This window comes from Pararhodobacter marinus (assembly GCF_003122215.1).
In the GTDB taxonomy this organism is placed as follows: domain Bacteria; phylum Pseudomonadota; class Alphaproteobacteria; order Rhodobacterales; family Rhodobacteraceae; genus Pararhodobacter; species Pararhodobacter marinus.
The window spans coordinates 100633-119097 of record NZ_QEYD01000005.1 but is presented as its reverse complement, the minus strand read 5'-3'; the positions used below and the strand labels follow the sequence as shown (position 1 = coordinate 119097).

Genomic DNA, 18465 nt, shown 5'->3' with positions numbered 1-18465 from the left:
GGCGGCAGGGATCCGATCGCTATTCGGCCGCGTGGGTCCGATGCGGGCGCCCCGGATGCTCGGGCGCGTGCTCGGGCGCGGCGGTCTCGCCGGGCCGGGGCGTGTCGGTGGCATAGGACGGATCCCAGATGATCTCGGCGTGGCGCACCTTGTGGCTGCGCGCCCGCAACCGCCGGTCGTCGCGCGCCCGGCCCTTGCGCAAGGATTTCACCAAGGGCGCGATCCCGAGGAACGCCGCTTCCAGCCAGATGCGCGCGGCCAGCAGCGCAGGCGTCAGCACCATCGTCAGCACCGTCGACACGCCCAGACCGAAGACCACCGCCGTGGCCAGCGGTTTCCACCACATCGAGGTCGGGCTGTCGATCGTGTAGCCGCCGTTCACGAAGTCGATGCTGAGCCCCAGCATCATCGGCGCAAGGCCGGCAATCGTGGTGATCGTGGTCAGCAGCACCGGGCGGATGCGTTGCTCGGCGGTACGGATGATGGCCTCGATCCGGGGCATGTAGCGGGTGAATTCCTGATAGGTATCGATCAGCACGATGTTGTTGTTCACCACGATCCCGGCCAGGGCGACCACCCCCGTCCCGGTCATGATCATCGAGAAGGGCTGGCCCATCACCAGCATTCCGATCAGCACGCCCGCCGTGGACATCACCACCGCCAGCAGCACCAGCACCGAGTTGTAGAAGCTGTTGAACTGCGCCAGCAGGATGATGAACATCAGCCCCATCGCCGCGCCGAAGGCCACGCCCAGAAAGGCGCCGGTCTCTTCCTGGTCCTGTTGCTCGCCGGTCCATTGCCAGCCGATCCCGGCAGGCAGCGGATCCTCGGCTTCCAGCCACGCGGTCAGGGCGGCGATGCGCTCGGACGGGGTGACGGGGACGATATGCAGCCCCTCATCGGCCAGAGCGGCGCGGGCCTGCCGCGCGGCCTCGGCCTCGGCCGAGCCTTCGGGGTGCAGCCGCGCATCGTATTGCGCCGCCGGTGCGATCCGCGCGACCGCGCCGTCGGCATCGGTCAGCGCGACCATGGCGGGCGCGGCATCGGCCTTGACGTCGAAGAAACGCTCTTCGTCGTAGCGGTCGATGGTGCCGCGCAGCGCCACCGGCTCGCGGGTGACGAAATTCGACAGCGGCACCAGCCCCGCGGCAGTCGGCACGCGCAGCGTGTCGAGCGTCGACAGCAGCCGGTCCTCTTCAGGCAGGCGCACGCGGATCTCGATCTCTTCGTCCGAGGTATCGACCCGCATCGTGTCCAGCATGATCCCGCGCGTGACCATCTGCACCATGCCGCCTACCGTGGCGACATTGGCGCCAAAGCGCCCGGCCGCGGCCGTGTCGACGCGGATCTCCCAGTCGATGCCCGGCAGCGGGCGGCTGTCCTCGATCCCCACGATGCCGCCGATCTCGCGCATCCGGGCCTGTACGGTTTCCACCGCCGCGCCCAGTTGCTCGAAATCCTGCCCCGTCAGGCGCAGGTGGATCGGTTTGGACGAGGCCGGGCCGCCCGACATGATCATGTATTCGGTGATGATGCCGGGGATCTGCGCGAATTGCGCCTCCATCCGGTCAAGGATCACCTGGCCGCGCAGTTCGGGATCGTCGCCCCGGTCGTCCCAGTTGACCAGCTCGAACTGGATCTGCCCGATGGCATCGCGCGGCGCCTGCCCGCCCGCCGTGTTGGTATTGAGCCCGCCATCGCCCGCGAAGGCGAAGCTGGCCGAGACGCCGGGTTCGTTGATGACGATGTCCTCGACCTGCGCAAGCAGCGCGTCTTCCTCGGCCAGCGACAGGTTGCCGCGCGCCCGGACATAGACGATGCCCTGCTCGGGTTCGGTCTCGACGAAGAATTCGACGCCGTAATTGTTCTCGCCGTAATAGGCAAAGACCTGGAACACGACGAAGACGATGGCGCCGATGGTCACGAAGGGCATGACCGGGTTGGCGACGATCAGCTTCGTGAGCCAGCCGAAAGCCGTGGGTTTGTAGCCCGAGTCGATGGGCTTGGGCTTTGCGCGCGGCTTCAGCGCGTTCAGCGTGATCGACATGCCCGAGGCGCCCAGCGCCATCATGAGCGCGCCCGGCAGCGCGGCCAGCGCGCCCATCGCGGCGCGTCCCGCAGGATCGGGGATCAGCAGCGCCGGGTTCAGCATCGAGACCAGCCCGCCCACCAGAAGCGCCAGCGCCAGCGCAAGGAACGGCAGGCGCAGGATCCAGGGCAGCCAGCGGCGCATGGATTGCGCGGTATTGTCGAAGACGCGCGCGATCCGCCCGGTCACGCCGCCGAGGATCGGCAGGTAGATCAGCGCCACGACCAGCGACGAGATCAGCACGAAGATCAGCGTGACGGGCAGCATCCCCATGAACTCGCCCGCGACACCGGGCCAGAACAGCATCGGCAGGAAGGCGCAAAGCGTGGTCGCGGTCGAGCTGACGACTGGCCAGAACATGCGCTTGGCAGCGGTGGTATAGGCCGCCATCGGGCCCTTGCCCTGCTGGATCTGGTGATCGGCATATTCCGCCACCACGATGGCCCCGTCGACCAGCATCCCCACCGCCAGGATCAGGCCGAACATGACGATGTTCGAGATCGTCACGCCCATCACGCCCAGAAGGATGAAGGCCAGAAGGAACGAGGACGGGATCGAAAAGCCCACCAGCAGCGCCGTCCGCGTGCCCAGCGAGGCCAGCACGACGATCATCACCAGCGCGATGGCGGTCAGGACCGAGCCTTCGAGCTGCGAAATCATCGACGCCACCTGATAGCTGCGGTCGAGCGCCGGGGTCACATGAATGGATTGCTGCAATTCGGGCGGCCAGCTGGCGATCTCGGTATCGATGGCCGCGCGCACGGCGTCGACCGTGTCGATCAGGTTGTAGCCGCGCCGCTTGACCACCTGCAGCGCCAGCGTCGCTTCGCCGTTGAAGCGTGCGGTCCCGGCGCGGTCCTGAAACGTCATGTGGATCGTCGCCAGGTCGCCCAGCGTCACCTCGCGGTCGCCGTTCACCTTGATGCGCAGGTCGTAGATGTCCTGCACGCTTTCGAACGAGCCCGGCAGCGAGAGCGAGAAGCGGCCCGATTCCGTTTCGATATCGCCCGCCGCGACAAGCTGGTTGTTCAGCGTCACCGCGTCGATCAGCTCGCCCGCGCTGACATTGTAGGCTTCCAGCCGCAGGGGATCGATGACCACCTCGACCATCTCGTCGCGTGTGCCCGCGACATCGGCGCTGAGCACCGGGTCCAGCCCCTCGATCGCGCGCTCCAGATCCGAGGCCGCGCGCATCAGCATGCGTTCGGGCACGTCGCCCGACACGGCGATGATGACGATGGGAAATTCGCTGAAATTGAACTCGTTGATCGAGTAATTGTCGGCGCCTTCGGGGAAATCGGCGGCGGCGCGGCTCATGCGGTCGCGCACATCGGCGATGGTCGCGTTCTTGTCCCAGTCGAATTCGAATTCCAGCACCACGCTGGCATAGCCCTGCATGGCCGAGCCAGTCATGTCGGTCAGCCCGTCAAGCCCCGCCAGTTCCTGCTCCATCGGGCGCACGAGCAGCGTTTCGCTGTCGGCGGCCGAGATGCCCTGGAACGGCACCGAGATGAAGAGCGCGGGCACCTCGATATCGGGCTCGCCCTCCTTGGGCAGCCCGACATAGGCCATGATCCCCGCCGCCAAGGTCAGCGCGACAAAGGCCAGAACCATGCGCGCGCGGGCCGCGGCCCAATCGATCATGCCGCTCATCGGATCACTCTCCGCTTCTGGTGTCGGCGGCCCCGTCGCCGCGGCGCGTGACCTGAACCTCGATCCCGTCGGTGACGTATTCCTGCCCGACGACGATGACATCGGCCACCTCCGGCAGGCCGGTGACCCAGAAACCCTGCGGCGCGTCGCGCAACACGGTCACGGGCTGGAAGAAGGTGTGGTTCGTCTCATCGACCAGACGCAGGCCCAGCACGCCCTCGTCATCGATGGTCAGCGCCGAGCCGGGCACCAGATGGCCGCGCGTGGCCGACGCCCCGACGAGCAGCGTCGCACTCATCCCGTCGCGCAGCGCCAGATCGGGATTGGGCACCGTGACCTCGACCCGGAACGTGCGGGTGGCGGTGTCGGCGGCGCGGGCCAGAAACGTCACCCGCCCCTGCACGCGCTGACCGTTCGACAATTCCGCCCCCGCCATCGCGCCGGGCTCAAGCCGGTTTATCTGCGTTTCGGCGGCGAATCCCACCAGCAGGATCGGATCCAGCTGGTAGATCGTCGCGCACAGCCCGCCCGATTGCATCAGGCTGCCGGTTTCGGCGGAATCGACCTCGAGCACGCCGGCGAAGGGCGCGGTGATGGTCAGGCGGTCCAGTTCGGCCTGCGCGACTTCGACGCTGGCCTGCGCCGCTTCCAGCGCGGCGCGCGCGCCCTCGACCGCCGCGTCGGCGCTGGCGGTGCTGTTTTGCGCGCGGAACCCGCCCTCGGCCAGCCGGGTCGCGGTTTCGCGGTTGATCTCGGCCTCGGTCAGGGTGGCCTGCGCCCCTGCGAGCCGCGCCTCGGCTTCGGACAGGGCGGCGGCGCGGGTGCCGGGATCGAGTTCGCACAGCACGTCGCCCGCTTCGACCAGCGAGCCGCGCGCACGCGGCGTGGACAGGACCAGCCCCGAGGTCTGGGCGCGCACTTCGACCGAACGCGACGCCTCGGTGCGGCCCCGCAGCACGATGGCGCTTTCCAGATCGCGTTCCTCGAACCGTTCGACCACGACGCCGAAGAGTTGCGGCCCCTCGTCCTCGGGTCCGTCGACGGTCGCCGCGGCGGCAGCGCCCGAGGGGGCGCCGGCGCTCTCGTCGGTCTGCGCCGTTTCGACGCCAACCCAGGACAGCAGCGTGTCGCGCTCCATCACGAAGAGATACAGCACGACCAGCACAAGCGCGGCGGTGATTATCGGGACGACACGCATTCCAGAACCTTCCAGGCTTCCAAGCGGCGCGGTCGCGGGCGGCGGGGCTTCCGCCGGACCCGAAGGTCGCGCGCTCTCAAATCGCGATCCGGCGGACAGGGCGCGGCGGACGCTTCATACATCTATACGCGGTGCGTTGCCGCTGGATTACTCCTGACGCAAAGGTAATGCAATTGCCGTGCCCCGCTCTCCGCTGCGTCATGATGCCTTTGCGATGCGATTTTTCCGCCCTGCGGCATCGCTGGCCGGGCCCCGCGGCATCGTGATGGCAAAAGCGGCAATCCTGCGCGCGTAGAAAGGCTGCAGACTTGGCAAGCCCCGCGCATCCGGGTTAGGAGAGGCGGAACCGTTTCTGCGCCGGCGACACCGACGGGCCGGAGACGCAGAACGAGACGCCCGCCACAGACGGAGGCCCAGGTGAGCAACCCCGACAGTTTCATCGACGAGGTGAACGAGGAACTCAAGCGCGACCGCCTGTTCGCCGCGATGCGCAAATACGGCTGGATCGCGGTCGTGGCCGTGATCCTGATCGTGGGCGGCGCCGCCTATAACGAATACCGCAAGGCACAGATCACCGCCGAGTCGCAGGCTTTCGGGGATGAGATCCTGTCCGCGCTCGACACCGACGACGCCACCGGCCGGGCCGAGGCGCTGGCCTCGATCGAGGCCGAAGGTGCGCGCGAAGGCATCCTGTCGCTGCTTCTGGGCGCGGCCGAGCTGATGGCCGATGACCGCGAAGGCGCAATGGCCGCGCTGGCCCAGGTCGAGAACAACGCCGACCTGCCCCCCAGCTATCGCCAGATCGCCGCGCTGAAGCGGGTGATCGTCGGCGGGTCCCTGATCCCCATCGACGAGCGCCGCGCGACGCTGCAGGGGCTGTCCGCCCCGGGCGGCGCCTTCCGCCCGCTGGCGCTCGAGCAGCTTGTGCTGCTGGATGTCGAGGCGGGCGAGCGCGAGGCGGCGCTGGAAGGCGCGCGCGCGCTGTTGCAGGAGCCTGACCTGACCGACGGCCTTCGTCGCCGCGTCGTGCAGATGATCGTCGTTCTGGGCGGCGATCCGCTGTCGGATTTCGGCTGACCGGCTTGCCGCCCCTTCCCGCCCCCTTTCTGGCTGACCTGACGGAGATTCCGACGTGAGCGTGACCCGTATTCTTGCCATCGGCGCCCTGATCGGCGCGACCGCCCTGACCGCCGCCTGCAACCGCGAGGAAATCCTGGAAGGCGAGCGCGTCGATCTGCGCGCGCCCTGGGGCGGCGGCGAGGCCGAGGTGGAAAACCGCACCGTCGCCATCTCGCTGCCGGCGCAGAATGCCAATGCCGCCTGGACCCAGCGGCAGGGCACGCCGGGCGCGCGGCCCGCTCACCCGGCCTTGTCGGCCAATCCGCAGCTGATCTGGGCCACGCCCATCGGTCAGGGCGACAGCCGCCGCGCGCGCCTGACCACGGACCCGGTCGCCGCGAATGGCGCGATCTACACGCTGGATGCGCGCTCGCGCGTGCAGGCGACCTCGGCGTCGGGGGCGGCGATCTGGGCCACCGACCTGACGACCACCCGCGAAGCGCGCTCTTCGGCCTCGGGCGGGGCGCTGGCGGTGAGCGGCGGGCGGCTCTTCGTGGCCTCGGCCAACGCCTTCCTTGCCGCGCTCGACACGGCCACCGGGCAGGAGCTGTGGCGCGTCGATTTCGACAGCCCGCTGAACGGCTCACCCGCCGTTTCGGGCGATACCGTCTATGTCACCGCGCTGGATTCGACGCTCTGGGCGCTCGACGCCGCAAGCGGGCGCATCGAGTGGACGCTGCCGGGCACACCCGCCCGCTCGACCGTGGCGCGCGGTTCGGCCCCGGCTGTGGCGGGCGATCTGGTGGTCTTTCCGACGCAATCGGGCGAGCTGACCGCCGTGCGCCGCTCGAATGGCGGGCAGACCTGGACCACCGCCGCCGTGGGCCGCCGCACCGGCGCCGCCCTGGGCACGATCCCCGCGCTGACCGGCGATCCGGTGGTCGATGGCAACCGGATCTACGCCGCGAACCAGTCGGGTCGCCTGTTCGCGCTGGACGCCGAAACCGGGCGGGCGATCTGGACGACCGAGGAAGGCGCCAATGCGCCGGTCTGGCCGGTGGGCGGTTCGGTCTTTCTGGTCAGCGACCAGAACCGGCTGATGCGGCTCAACGCGGCGGATGGCTCGGTGATCTGGGCCACGGAACTGCCGCTCTACACCACGTCGCGCCTGCGCCGCCGCCTGTCGATCTTCCCCCAACACGGCCCGGTTCTGGCCGGCGGGCGGCTCTGGGTGGCCTCGGGCGAGGGCGTGCTGCGCGGCTTCGATCCGGCCTCGGGCGCCATCGTCGCCGAGATCCCGATCCCCGAAGGCGCGGCCTCGGCGCCGATCGTCGCGGGCGGGGTGATGTATATCCTCAACCGCGAAGGCCAGTTGCTGGCCTATCGCTGACGGCTTTACAATCGGGGCGGTGCCGCCTATGTGGGCGGTTTCCGTCCTGAGAGTGCGTCATGTCCTTTACCCTTGCCCTCGTGGGCCGGCCCAACGTGGGCAAGTCCACGCTCTTCAACCGCCTCGTCGGCAAGAAACTGGCGCTGGTCGACGACCAGCCCGGCGTCACGCGCGACCTGCGCGAGGGCGAGGCGCGGCTGCAGAACCTGCGCTTCACCGTGATCGACACGGCGGGGCTGGAAAATGTCACCGATGACAGCCTGCAGGGCCGGATGCGCCGCCTGACCGAGCGCGCGGTCGAAATGGTCGATGTCTGCCTGTTCATGATCGACGCGCGCGTGGGCGTGACCCCCGCCGACGAAATCTTCGCCGACATCCTGCGCCGCCGCGCGCGCCACGTGATCCTTGCCGCCAACAAGTCCGAGGGCAACGCGGCCGAAGGCGGTTATCTGGAAGCCTTCTCGCTGGGTCTGGGTGAGCCGATCCGCCTGTCGGCCGAGCATGGCGCGGGGATGGATGAGCTTTATCACCAGCTGATGCCGCTGGCGAAAGGGTTCGAGGAGCGTGCACAGGCCGAGGCGCCGATCACGGATGTCACCGTCGAGGAAGACAGCGAGACCGACAATACCGAGGGCGGCGAGGCCGCGCCCGACTGGGCGCCGACGCTGAAGCGCCCGTTGCAGGTGGCGGTGATCGGGCGCCCGAATGCGGGCAAATCGACGCTGATCAACCAGATCATCGGCGAGGACCGCCTGCTCACCGGTCCCGAAGCCGGGATCACCCGCGATTCCATCGCCCTGCCCTTCCAGTGGAACGGCACGCCGATGCGGCTGTTCGACACTGCCGGGATGCGTCGCCGCGCCCGCGTCACCGACAAGATCGAGAAACTCTCGGTCGCGGACGGTCTGCGCGCGGTCAAGTTCGCCGAGGTGGTGGTCGTCCTGCTGGACGCCGCGATCCCGTTCGAGACGCAGGATCTGCGCATCGCCGATCTGGCCGAAACCGAAGGCCGTGCGGTCGTCGTCGCGGTCAACAAGTGGGATCTGGAAGACGACAAGCAGGACAAGCTGAAAGCGCTGCTGCAGGGCTTCGAGAAGCTGCTGCCGCAGTTGAAGGGCGCACCGCTGGTCACCGTTTCGGCCAAGACCGGGCGCGGCATGGACCGCCTGCACGACGCGATCCTGCGCGCGCACGCGATCTGGAACCGGCGCGTCGGCACCTCGCGGCTGAACAACTGGCTCAGCGCGATGACCGAGGCGCATCCGCCCCCTGCCCCGGGCGGCCGCCGCATCAAGCTGAAATACATCACCCAGGCCAAGACGCGTCCGCCGGGCTTCGTGGTGAAATGCTCGCATCCCGACGAACTGCCCGAAGCCTATCGCCGGTATCTGGTGAACGGTCTGCGCGAGAGTTTCGACATGCCGGGCACGCCGATCCGTCTGTGGTTCCGGGGTCAGTCGGACCAGAACCCGTTCAAGGGCCGCAAGACCGCGCAGCGCTCGAAGCTGAAAAAGCACATCGCGCCGAAACACTGATAACGGGCACCGGCCGCCTTTCCCGGACACGGCCCGCATGGGGAAACCCGCGCGGGCCGTTCTGCGTTTACGGCTGTTCTCCCGCCATTGGCACGTCTTCAGGAAGGCGGGTGCGATTTGATCCGGATCAAGGTTGGTGGGCTCCTGCGCGGTTATCTTTGCAACCAGTTCATGCCTTCAACCGAACCGGAGCCGCCGCCATGGGATTTCTCAAGAAACTTGACCAGCATTCGGACCTGATCGGGTCGATGGCTGAAACCGTTCACGCCGATCTGGCCGAAGCGCTGATGTTCGGCCGCATCCAGGGACAGGAGCTGCGCAACGCAGTGCTGGTCTGCATGGGTTGCGAAGGCTCGGGCGATTGCCGGAACTGGATGGACGCCCACGGCCACGACGCCGACACCCCCCCTGCCTATTGCCGCAACAGCGGGATGCTGGCACGCGCCAAGAGCCACTGAGCCACCGGCAGACCAGCAGCGCAAAGAGCCGCCCCGAGGGGCGGCTCTGGCGTTTGTGACGAGATTTCCGGTCAGGCCGCGCGGCGTTCGTGGCGGCCTTCGTTGATCTCTTCGGCGATCTTCGCCACGAAGGCTTTCAGGTCGCCCGGGTTGCGGCTGGTGATAAGGCCCTGATCGGTGACGACCTCGGCATCGTGCCACTCGGCGCCTGCATTGATCATGTCGGTACGGATCGACTTGTACGAGGTCAGCTTGCGCCCCTTGGCGATCCCCGCCTCGGCCAGAAGCCACGGTGCATGGCAGATCGCCGCCACGACCTTCTTGTCGGTCCAGAACGCTTTGACGAAGTCGAGCGCCTTCTCTTCGACCCGCAGAAGGTCGGGATTGATCTGCCCGCCGGGCAGGACCAGCGCGTCGTAATCGGCGGCGCTGGCATCAGACAGGGTTACGTCGACCGGCACCGCACGGCCCCAGTCGCTTTCATCCCAGCCCTTGATCTGGCCCTCTTCAAGCGAGACGACATGGACCTGGGCCCCCGCGTCACGCAGATCGTTGAGCGGCACTTCCAGCTCGGATTGCTCGAAACCATGGGTGGCGAGGATGGCGATTTTCTTTCCAGACAGCGATTGCATGTCAGCACTCCTGTTCGTTTCCGTTGGGGGAGTAACCGCTGTGGGCGGCGCGTGTTCCTTGCCCGTCGGTCACGAAATCCTGTCTGCGCGGGTAACGTCGCGAAAAGCCCGCCCTCGGGGACCGGGGCGGGCTTGAGACTTGCGTACAGCGACGGGCGGTTTAGCGGATCTTCAGCGTCGCCAGCCCGATCAGCGCCAGAACGAGGCTGATGATCCAGAACCGGATGACGATCTGCGGCTCGGCCCAGCCGCGTTTCTCGAAATGGTGGTGGATCGGTGCCATCAGGAAGACCCGGCGCCCGGTGCGCTTGAAATAGGCCACCTGGATGATCACGCTCAGCGCCTCGACCACGAACAGCCCGCCGACGATGGCCAGCACGATCTCGTGCTTGATGCAGACCGCGATCGCCCCCAGCGCGCCGCCCAGCGCCAATGAGCCGGTATCGCCCATGAACACGGCGGCCGGCGGGGCGTTGTACCACAAGAAGCCCAGCCCCCCGCCCGCCAGCGCGGCGGTGAAGATCAGCAATTCGCCCGTGCCCGGGACGTAATGCACGTCCAGATAGGCGGTAAAGTCGACGCGGCCCACGGCATAGGCGATGACACCCAGCGTGGATGCGGCGATCATCACCGGCATGATCGCCAGCCCGTCCAGACCGTCCGTCAGGTTGACCGCGTTGGCGGCGCCGACGATCACGATCATCGCGAAGGGCACGTAGAACAACCCCATATCGATGAGCGCGGCCTTGAACACCGGCATCGCCAGCTGGCCCGTCAGCTCGGCCGGATGGGCCCATGCGGCGGCCACCGCCGCCAGCGCCGCGATCACCAGCCCGGCGCCCATGCGGATCTTGCCCGAGACGCCCTTGGTGTTCGATTTCGTCACCTTGGCGTAATCGTCGGCGAAACCGATCAGGCCGAAGCCCCAGGTCACCAGCAGCGTGATCCACACATAGGGATTGTCGAGCCGCGCCCAGAGCAGCGTCGACACCGACAGCGCCGAGAGGATCAGCAGCCCGCCCATCGTGGGCGTGCCCTTCTTGGTCAGCAGGTGCGATTCGGGCCCGTCCTCGCGGATCGGCTGGCCCTTGCCCTGCCGCCTGCGCAGGAAGTTGATCAGCGGCGGTCCGAAGACGAAGCCGAAAATGAGGGCGGTGAAAAAGGCCGCCCCCGCTCGCACGGTGATGTAACGGAAAAGGTTGAAGCCGATGAAGGCCTCGGAAAACTCGGCAAGCCAGTAGAGCATTGGCTATTTCCCTGTCTGCTCGTCGGGAAGCGGGTGGTCGAGGTTGCGCAGGACGTCAACCACACGCGACACATAACTGCCTTTCGAGCCCTTCACCAGCACCACGTCCCCGGGCTGCACCAGGTTGTGGGCCTGTTCGCCCAGATCGTCGGCCTGCGCGACATGCAGACCCCGCAGCCTTTCGGGCAGCGCCTCGGCCAGCGCCTGCATCCGGGGACCGACCGTGTGGATGACGTCCATCCGATCCAGCGCGGGATGCCGCGCGAGGCCGGCATGCATCGCGCTCTCGTCGGGGCCCAGTTCCAGCATCTCGCCCAGAATCGCCACGCGGCGCCCGCCCGGCCCTGTGGGCGTGGCGGCGAGCACCTCGAAGGCGGCTTCCATCGAGGCGGGGTTCGCGTTGAAGGCGTCGTCGATCAGCGTGATGCTGGCGTCGATCTCGCTGTCGAGGCGGATCACCTCCTGCTGGCCGCGCCCGGCAGGCGGGCGCCAGTCGGCGATATCCAGCGCCGCGATGTCCCATTCGGCTCCGGCGGCCTCGGCCGCGGCAAGCGCGGCCACGGCGTTCATCGCCAGATGGCGGCCCGGCGCGCCCGTCTTGAACAGGAATTTCCGAGCCGGATGGCCCGGCTGCAGGGCGATTTCGCCCCGCACAGCCGAGCTGTCGGCGGAAATCGAAATCTCGGTGACGTGGTAGGCCGCGTCCTCTGCCTCGCCGAAGCCCAGCGCCTGCCCGGCCTTGGCGGCGGCACGGGCCAGGATCGGCGTCGTCGGCAGATCGGCATTGTAAAGCGCGGTTCCGTCCGGTTCGAGCCCGTCGAAGATCGCGGCCTTTTCATGCGCGATCCCATCGAGCGAACCGAAGGCTTCCAGATGCGCCGAGGCGACGATGGTGACGAGCGCGACATGCGGCCGCGCGAGCCGCGCCAGCGGCGCGATCTCGCCGGGATGGTTCATGCCGATCTCGATCACCGCGTAACGGGTATCGGCGGGCATCCGCGCCAGCGTCAGGGGCACGCCCCAATGGTTGTTGTAGCTCGCCTCGGCGGCATGGGTGGCGCCTTGCCGCGACAGGACATGGCGCAGCATCTCCTTGGTCGAGGTTTTGCCGACCGAGCCGGTCACGGCGATCACCCGCGCCTGCGTGCGCGCCCGCGCGGCCTTCGCCAGCGCGACCAGCGCGTCCAGCACGTCTGGGACGACCAGACAAGGACCGGTGACGCCCTTGGGGACACAGCTGACAAGCGCGGCAGCGGCGCCCTTCTCGAAGGCCTGCGCCACGAAATCGTGGCCGTCGCGCGCGGCGCTCAGGGCGATGAACATCTCGCCCGGGCGGATCGTGCGGGTATCGATGGAAAGGCCCGTGACCTCGAAAGGCGCGGTCGCGGTGCCGCCGGTGGCCTGCTCGGCGTCGCGCTGTGTCCAGAGCGCCATGTCAGAGCGTCCCGTCAAGCGCGGCGGCGGCGACGCTGGCCTGTTCGAGATCGTCGAACGGATACACCACGCCGCCGATGGTCTGACCGGTCTCGTGCCCCTTGCCGGCGATCAACAGCGCGTCCCCCGGCTGTAGCGCATCGACCGCGCGCAGGATTGCCTCGGCGCGGTCACCGACCTCGTTGGCCTCGGGCGCGCCTTTCAATATTTCTGCACGGATAGCGGCGGGATCCTCGCTTCTGGGGTTGTCGTCTGTCACAAAAACAACATCCGCGTTCTCCGCCGCCGCCTTGCCCATCAGCGGGCGCTTGAGCTTGTCGCGGTCGCCCCCGGCCCCCAGAACGACGATCAGCCGCCCCATCACATGCGGGCGCAAAGCCTTCAGCGCGGTTTCCACCGCCGCCGGAGTATGGGCGTAATCGACATAGATCGGCGCGCCGTTCTCACGCGTGGCGGCCAGTTGCATCCGTCCCTTGACGCCCTGCAGGCTTTCCAGCGCGCGCACCGCCTCGTCCGTATCCCCGCCGGTGGCCAGAACCAGCCCCAGCGCAACGAGCGCGTTCGAGGCCTGGAACCCGCCGACCAGATCCAGATCGACCTGGTGGACATGGCCCTTGAAATCGAAACGCAGGGTCTGGCCGTGGGGATGGAAGCGTTGCGCGACGATCCGCAGGTCGCAATCGGCTTCCGAGCCGACCTTCAACACCGGCTGGGCGACGATACCCGACAGCTTGGCGCCCCATTCGTCGTCGATATTGATCACCGCCACCGCGTCTTCGGGCAAAAGGCGCGCGAACAGGCCGGCTTTCGCGGTGAAATACTCCTCCATCGAGGCATGGTAATCGAGATGGTCCTGCGAGAGGTTGGTGAACGCCGCCGCCGCCAGCCGCACGCCTTCGAGCCGCCGCTGATCCAGCCCGTGCGAGCTGGCCTCCATCGCGGCATGGGTGACGCCGGCTTCGGCCGCCTGCGCCAGGAGCCGCTGCAAGGTCACCGAATCGGGGGTGGTATGGGCCAGCGGACGGCCCCAGGCGCCCTCGACCCCGGTGGTGCCGATATTGATCGCCTCGTAGCCCAGCGCGGTCCAGATCTGGCGCGTGAAACTGGCGACCGAGGTCTTGCCGTTGGTGCCGGTCACGGCGGCCATTACGGCGGGCTGAGAGCCGAAGAACAGCGCCGCCGCCATCGCCAGCGTGGCGCGCGGATCCTCGGCCACGATCAGCGCGGCGTCGGCATGACGATCCAGCGTTTCGGCAGCGATGCGGGCGCCTTCGCGATCGGTCAGGATGGCGCTCGCCCCCATGCGCAAGGCCGGGTCGATGAATTCTCCGCCATGGACACGCGTGCCGGGAAGGGCTGCGAACAGCGTGCCGGGCTTGACCTCGCGACTGTCGAGCGTGATCGCATCGACCCGCGTCCGGGGATCGCCCCGGCGCGGGGTCAGGCCCAACTCACCCAGAGTGATTTTCGTCATCTTTGCCCCCTTGCGCAATCAGGCTCGCGCGGTTTGCCGTCGCGACAGGCCTTCCGACTGGCCCGTCGCCACCGACGCTTACGGATTGGCCGTCGCGACCCTTGGGGATGCCTAGCGCAGGCGGAGCATCGCATCAATCTCCGCCGCGCCCTGCGGACGCAGGCCCAGCATCGGCGCCACACGTTCGACCATCTCGCGCACCACGGGAACGACCGTCCAGCCGGCGGTGCGGCGGTTCTGACCGGCGGCAAAGACCGTCGGCTCGTCCATCGTCACGACGAAAACGTAGCGCGGATCGGTCATCGGGAAAGCGCCGGCGAAGGTGGCGACGACCCGGTCCTCGTAATAGCCGCCCTGCGGGTTCGGCTTGTCGGCGGTGCCGGTCTTGCCGCCGATGGCATAGCCCTCGGCCTCGCCGAACATCGAGGCGGTGCCGTCCGTCACAACGCGGCGCATCATCGCCCGCATCTGGCGCGAGGTCCGCTCGGAAATCACCCGCTCGCCCAGCGCCGGGTTGGTGCGGCGCAGAAGCGTGGGCTGCACGCGGGTGCCGCCATTGACGATGGTCGCGTAGCCCGCCGCCAGATGCAAAGGCGTCATGCTGAGCCCGTGGCCGTAGCTGACGGTCATCGAGGTGATCTCGGACCAGCGGGGGTCGTATTGCGGGCGCACATTGCGCGATTCGGGCAATTCGATCGGCATCGGATCCAGAAAGCCGAAGCTTTGCAGGAAGGCGCGCTGCTGCTCGGCGCCGATCATCTGCGCCAGCCGCGCGGTCCCGACGTTCGACGATTCGACCAGCACGTCGGTGACGGTCATCTGCGCGGGCATGCGGTGCATGTCGCTGATCCGGTGGCGCCCGAAGCGCATCGGGCCGCGGGTGTCGACCATCGTGTCGGGCGTGACCAGCCCCATTTCCAGCGCCTGCGCCACGGCGAAGACCTTCATCACCGAGCCCAGCTCGTAAAGCCCCTGCACGGTGCGGTTGAATAGCGGCGAATCGGCCGGGTCGCCCGACAGCGCCGGCGCGGGCCGGTCGTTGGGATCGAAGGTGGGCGCCGAGGCCATCGACACGATCTCGCCGGTATAGGCGTCCATCAGGATGGCCGAGCCGCCATTGGCGTTATAGACCTGAATGCCGCCCGCCAGCACCTCTTCGACCACCGCCTGGATCGACAGGTCCAGCGACAGCGACAGCGACACATCGGCCAGGTCGGGATCGCTGAGCCGGTCGTCCCCGGCCAGCTCGATCCCCGCGATGCCCTCGATCTCGGCCGCGGTCACCCCCTGTTCGCCGTATGTCGTCCCGCCCAGCACATGCGCGGCCAGCGTCCCGTTGGGATAGAGCCGCATGTCGCGCGGGCCCAGCAGCAGGCCGGGCTCGCCGATGTCATGCGCGGCCTGCGCCTGTTCGGGCGACACCCGCGCGCGGATCCAGGCGAAGCGGCGGTCGGGATCGGTCAGCCGCGCGGCCAGCCGGTCGACATCGAGATCGGGAAAGATGCGCCCCAGCTCATGCGCGGCGCGCACGCCATCGACCAGATAGCGGGTTTCGGCATAGAGCGAATGGGTGACGAGGTTCGTGGCCAGGAGCCGCCCGTTGCGGTCGAGCACATCCGCCCGCTCGCCCGAGATCGATTCGCCGGCATAGGCTTCGGGCTCGGCCACCGGCGAGGCGGCCAGCATCCCCATCTTGGCGCCGATCGCGGCATAGCCTGCGAAGAACGCCACCGCCAGGAACAGGATGCGCCATTCCGCCCGGCGGCGCCCGGCATCGCGCACCTGTTCGCGGCGCAGGCGCAGGTTTTCGCGTTCGATGCCCGACGGGTTCACGCCCTGCGAACGGGCGTCCAGAACACGGGCCAGCGGTCTGAGCGGCGTGCGGGTCACAGCGTATCCTCCGGCGTCGAGGCAAGGATCTGCGGATAGGGAACGTCTTCGATCTGGCCGAACTGGCGGCCCTCCATCGGACCAAGGCCCAGACGTTCGAAATTCAACACCGCCAGCGCGCGCAGACGCTGCGGACGGTTAAGATAGGCCCATTCGGCCTGCTGCACGTCGAGCGCCTCGTTCAGCGAGCGGATCTCGGCGCGCAGGTCGCGCACGTCGCTCAGCGCGGTCTGGGTCTTCTGGTTCTGGTCATAGGCCCAGATCGCCAGCCCGATGACACCGAAGGCGGCAAGCATGTAGAACACGGCACGCATCAGCGATCTCCTTGCAGAACAAGACGGGGCAAGCCCAGCGCGCTCCGGTCGACCGGGCCGGCGGGCGCATCGGTCCGGCGGCCGATGCGCAACAGGGCCGAGCGCGCGCGCGGATTGGCGGCGCATTCGTCCTCGTCCGCGGCAATGGCCTTGCGGGTGAGCGTCTCGAAACGCGGCGCTTCATGCTCGGTCACCGGGGCGTGGCGGCTGCCCTGCCCCGCCCGGCCCGAGCGTTGCTGGAAGAAGCGCTTGACGATCCGGTCCTCGAGCGAATGGAAGCTGACCACGGCCAGAATGCCACCGGGCCTGAGCGCGCGTTCGGCCGCTTCCAGCCCGTCGACAAGCTCGTGGAACTCGGCATTCACGGCGATGCGCAGCGCCTGGAAACTGCGGGTCGCAGGGTGGCTTTGCCCGGGCTTCGGACGCGGCAACTGGCTGCTGACGATTTCGGCCAGTTGCAGCGTGGTTTTAATCGGTTGCACCGCGCGCGCCTTGACGATGGCGCGCGCGATCCGGCGCGAGGCGCGCTCTTCACCGTAATGAAACAGGATATCGGCCAGCGCCGTCTCGTCGGCCGTGTTCACCAGATCGGCGGCCGAGGGCCCTTCCTGGCTCATCCGCATGTCGAGCGGGCCGTCACGGGTAAAGGAAAAGCCGCGCTCGGGCAGGTCGAGCTGCATCGACGACACGCCAAGATCCAGCGCCACCCCGTCAAGCGGCTCACCGGCCAGCGTGTCCAGATCGGAAAACGTGCCCTGCACCACGCGAATGCGCGCGCCATAGGGCGCGGCCCAGTCCTGCGCCATGCGCAGCGCCAGCGGGTCACGGTCGATGCCGATCACGCGCTCGGCCCCGGCGTCGACCAGCCCGCGCGTATAGCCGCCCGCGCCCATCGTGCCGTCCAACCAGACGCCCCGCACCGGGGCAGAACCGGCAAGCAGGGGGCCGAGAAGGACGGGGATATGCGGGGCGTCCTGGGGGTCGCTCGACATGGGCCCGTCCGTCATTCAGGGGTTTCGCTCTTGGCCGGAAGCTCGGGCAGCCAGGATTCGTAGTCGAAATCATCGTCCTCGTCGGCGAAGATGTCTTCGAACCCGCCTTCGACCTCTTCGTAGGTTTCCGGCTTGTAGATCATGAACTGGTCCGAGGCGGCGACGAACAGCGCCTGCTTCGTCAGGCCCAGCTTGGTGCGCAGCTTGACGGGCAGCAGGATGCGCCCATCCTCCATCACCTCGATATCGTCGGCCAGCGCGTGATAGATCTTTTCGAGCGCGCGGCGCTGCTTCGAGCCGTTGGGCAACAGCTTGATGCGTTCCTCGATTCTCTCGATCTCTTTGATGGTGTAGCATTTGAGGTAATTCTGCGTCGGAGGACCGAACACGATCACCATGTTGGCACGCTTGCCCGTTTCCCAATCCGGGTCGCCCGCTTCGATCACACGCCGGAAACGGGGCGGTATGGATACCCGCCCTTTCGCGTCGATCGTTTGTGTTTCGCTTCCGCGAAAGCCACGCGCCACGGTTTTGCGCCTCATGCCACGGCCCGCAAGGAGCCCGAAAAAGTAACGCCGGCCCGGGTGCTGCCATACCCGGGCCGGCGCCCTCGTCCCATTTTCTGGGGTCGTCTAGATGCGCAACCGTCCTACTGGGGGGGGGGTCGAGGACGCTGCTCGCTACGCTCTAGATTCTTGGTCGTTGGTGGTTGCCTGTAGTCTGCCTTTCGGAAGCGGTTGTTGTTCTCTGCTTCCGTGAACCCACTATACGCATGAGACTTCCTGGCAGTCCATGGCACATGTTGGCACTTTTGGTCTTTTTTCGGACCGGGAGGCAGAGGGCTGCCACCAGATACGGGTCTGGCGACTCTCTGTTAACCATATATTGGCCAAACCGACGCACAGCACACCACATCCTGCGGGGCGATTTGTGCGACCCGAAATCGGAGAATCGGGACAGCCCAAGGACGAATGTTGCCCATCCGACACAGGCAACCGATAACACGCGCGTGATCCGGATTTCACTCCAGAAATCTCGACCGCCCTAATCCGCTCTTTCCGATTCGGCCAATATCCGCCGAGGGCGCCTGACGGCGGATTC

14 protein-coding genes are annotated in these 18465 nt (G+C 67.6%); 4 read left to right on the top strand and 10 right to left on the bottom strand.

Features of this window, described 5'->3' with window-relative positions; translation table 11 throughout:
• Positions 1–19 precede the first annotated feature (19 nt).
• Both C4N9_RS09305 and C4N9_RS09300 read right to left on the bottom strand, forming a co-directional pair.
• The gene (locus C4N9_RS09305; protein WP_109533054.1) at positions 20–3742 is read right to left on the bottom strand and encodes an efflux RND transporter permease subunit; all 3723 of its coding nucleotides are present in this window, start codon (positions 3740–3742) and stop codon (positions 20–22) included.
• Positions 3743–3746: 4 nt separating this feature from the next.
• Entirely contained in the window at positions 3747–4940 is a 1194-nt protein-coding gene (locus tag C4N9_RS09300) for an efflux RND transporter periplasmic adaptor subunit (protein WP_109533053.1), read from the bottom strand.
• A 417-nt stretch (positions 4941–5357) separates the two neighbouring features.
• Between C4N9_RS09300 and C4N9_RS09295 the strand changes: the two genes are divergently transcribed.
• From C4N9_RS09295 to C4N9_RS09280, 4 genes are all read left to right on the top strand, one after another.
• Entirely contained in the window at positions 5358–6017 is a 660-nt protein-coding gene (locus tag C4N9_RS09295) for a tetratricopeptide repeat protein (RefSeq protein WP_109533052.1), read from the top strand.
• Positions 6018–6072: 55 nt separating this feature from the next.
• The gene (locus tag C4N9_RS09290; RefSeq protein WP_245902503.1) at positions 6073–7389 is read left to right on the top strand and encodes an outer membrane protein assembly factor BamB family protein; all 1317 of its coding nucleotides are present in this window, start codon (positions 6073–6075) and stop codon (positions 7387–7389) included.
• A 59-nt stretch (positions 7390–7448) separates the two neighbouring features.
• Positions 7449–8924, top strand: a complete 1476-nt coding sequence (der, locus tag C4N9_RS09285; RefSeq protein ID WP_109533051.1) for a ribosome biogenesis GTPase Der — start codon at positions 7449–7451, stop codon at positions 8922–8924.
• A 200-nt stretch (positions 8925–9124) separates the two neighbouring features.
• The gene (locus tag C4N9_RS09280; protein ID WP_109533050.1) at positions 9125–9382 is read left to right on the top strand and encodes a DUF6455 family protein; all 258 of its coding nucleotides are present in this window, start codon (positions 9125–9127) and stop codon (positions 9380–9382) included.
• Positions 9383–9453: 71 nt separating this feature from the next.
• Here C4N9_RS09280 and C4N9_RS09275 read toward each other — a convergent pair whose 3' ends face one another.
• From C4N9_RS09275 to mraZ, 8 genes are all read right to left on the bottom strand, one after another.
• A complete protein-coding gene (locus C4N9_RS09275; RefSeq protein ID WP_109533049.1) occupies positions 9454–10014 on the bottom strand; it encodes a type 1 glutamine amidotransferase domain-containing protein in 561 nt (186 codons plus the stop codon).
• 160 nt (positions 10015–10174) lie between these two features.
• Complete coding sequence (mraY, locus tag C4N9_RS09270; RefSeq protein ID WP_109533048.1) at positions 10175–11260, bottom strand: phospho-N-acetylmuramoyl-pentapeptide-transferase; 1086 nt, start codon at positions 11258–11260, stop codon at positions 10175–10177.
• 3 nt (positions 11261–11263) lie between these two features.
• Entirely contained in the window at positions 11264–12694 is a 1431-nt protein-coding gene (locus C4N9_RS09265) for a UDP-N-acetylmuramoyl-tripeptide--D-alanyl-D-alanine ligase (RefSeq protein ID WP_109533047.1), read from the bottom strand.
• A gap of 1 nt (position 12695) precedes the next feature.
• Positions 12696–14168, bottom strand: coding sequence for a UDP-N-acetylmuramoyl-L-alanyl-D-glutamate--2,6-diaminopimelate ligase (locus C4N9_RS09260; protein WP_109533046.1), 1473 nt, complete (start codon positions 14166–14168; stop codon positions 12696–12698).
• A 111-nt stretch (positions 14169–14279) separates the two neighbouring features.
• A complete protein-coding gene (locus tag C4N9_RS09255; RefSeq protein ID WP_109533045.1) occupies positions 14280–16058 on the bottom strand; it encodes a peptidoglycan D,D-transpeptidase FtsI family protein in 1779 nt (592 codons plus the stop codon).
• Positions 16055–16372: a cell division protein FtsL gene (gene ftsL / locus C4N9_RS09250; RefSeq protein ID WP_109533044.1), complete on the bottom strand. Its 318-nt coding sequence runs from the start codon at positions 16370–16372 to the stop codon at positions 16055–16057. The genes C4N9_RS09255 and ftsL overlap by 4 nt, the downstream gene beginning before the upstream one ends.
• The gene (rsmH, locus tag C4N9_RS09245) at positions 16372–17364 is read right to left on the bottom strand and encodes a 16S rRNA (cytosine(1402)-N(4))-methyltransferase RsmH (RefSeq protein ID WP_109533043.1); all 993 of its coding nucleotides are present in this window, start codon (positions 17362–17364) and stop codon (positions 16372–16374) included. Before rsmH ends, ftsL begins: the two co-directional genes overlap by 1 nt.
• A gap of 11 nt (positions 17365–17375) precedes the next feature.
• The gene (gene mraZ, locus C4N9_RS09240) at positions 17376–17906 is read right to left on the bottom strand and encodes a division/cell wall cluster transcriptional repressor MraZ (protein ID WP_109533042.1); all 531 of its coding nucleotides are present in this window, start codon (positions 17904–17906) and stop codon (positions 17376–17378) included.
• Positions 17907–18465 lie beyond the last annotated feature (559 nt).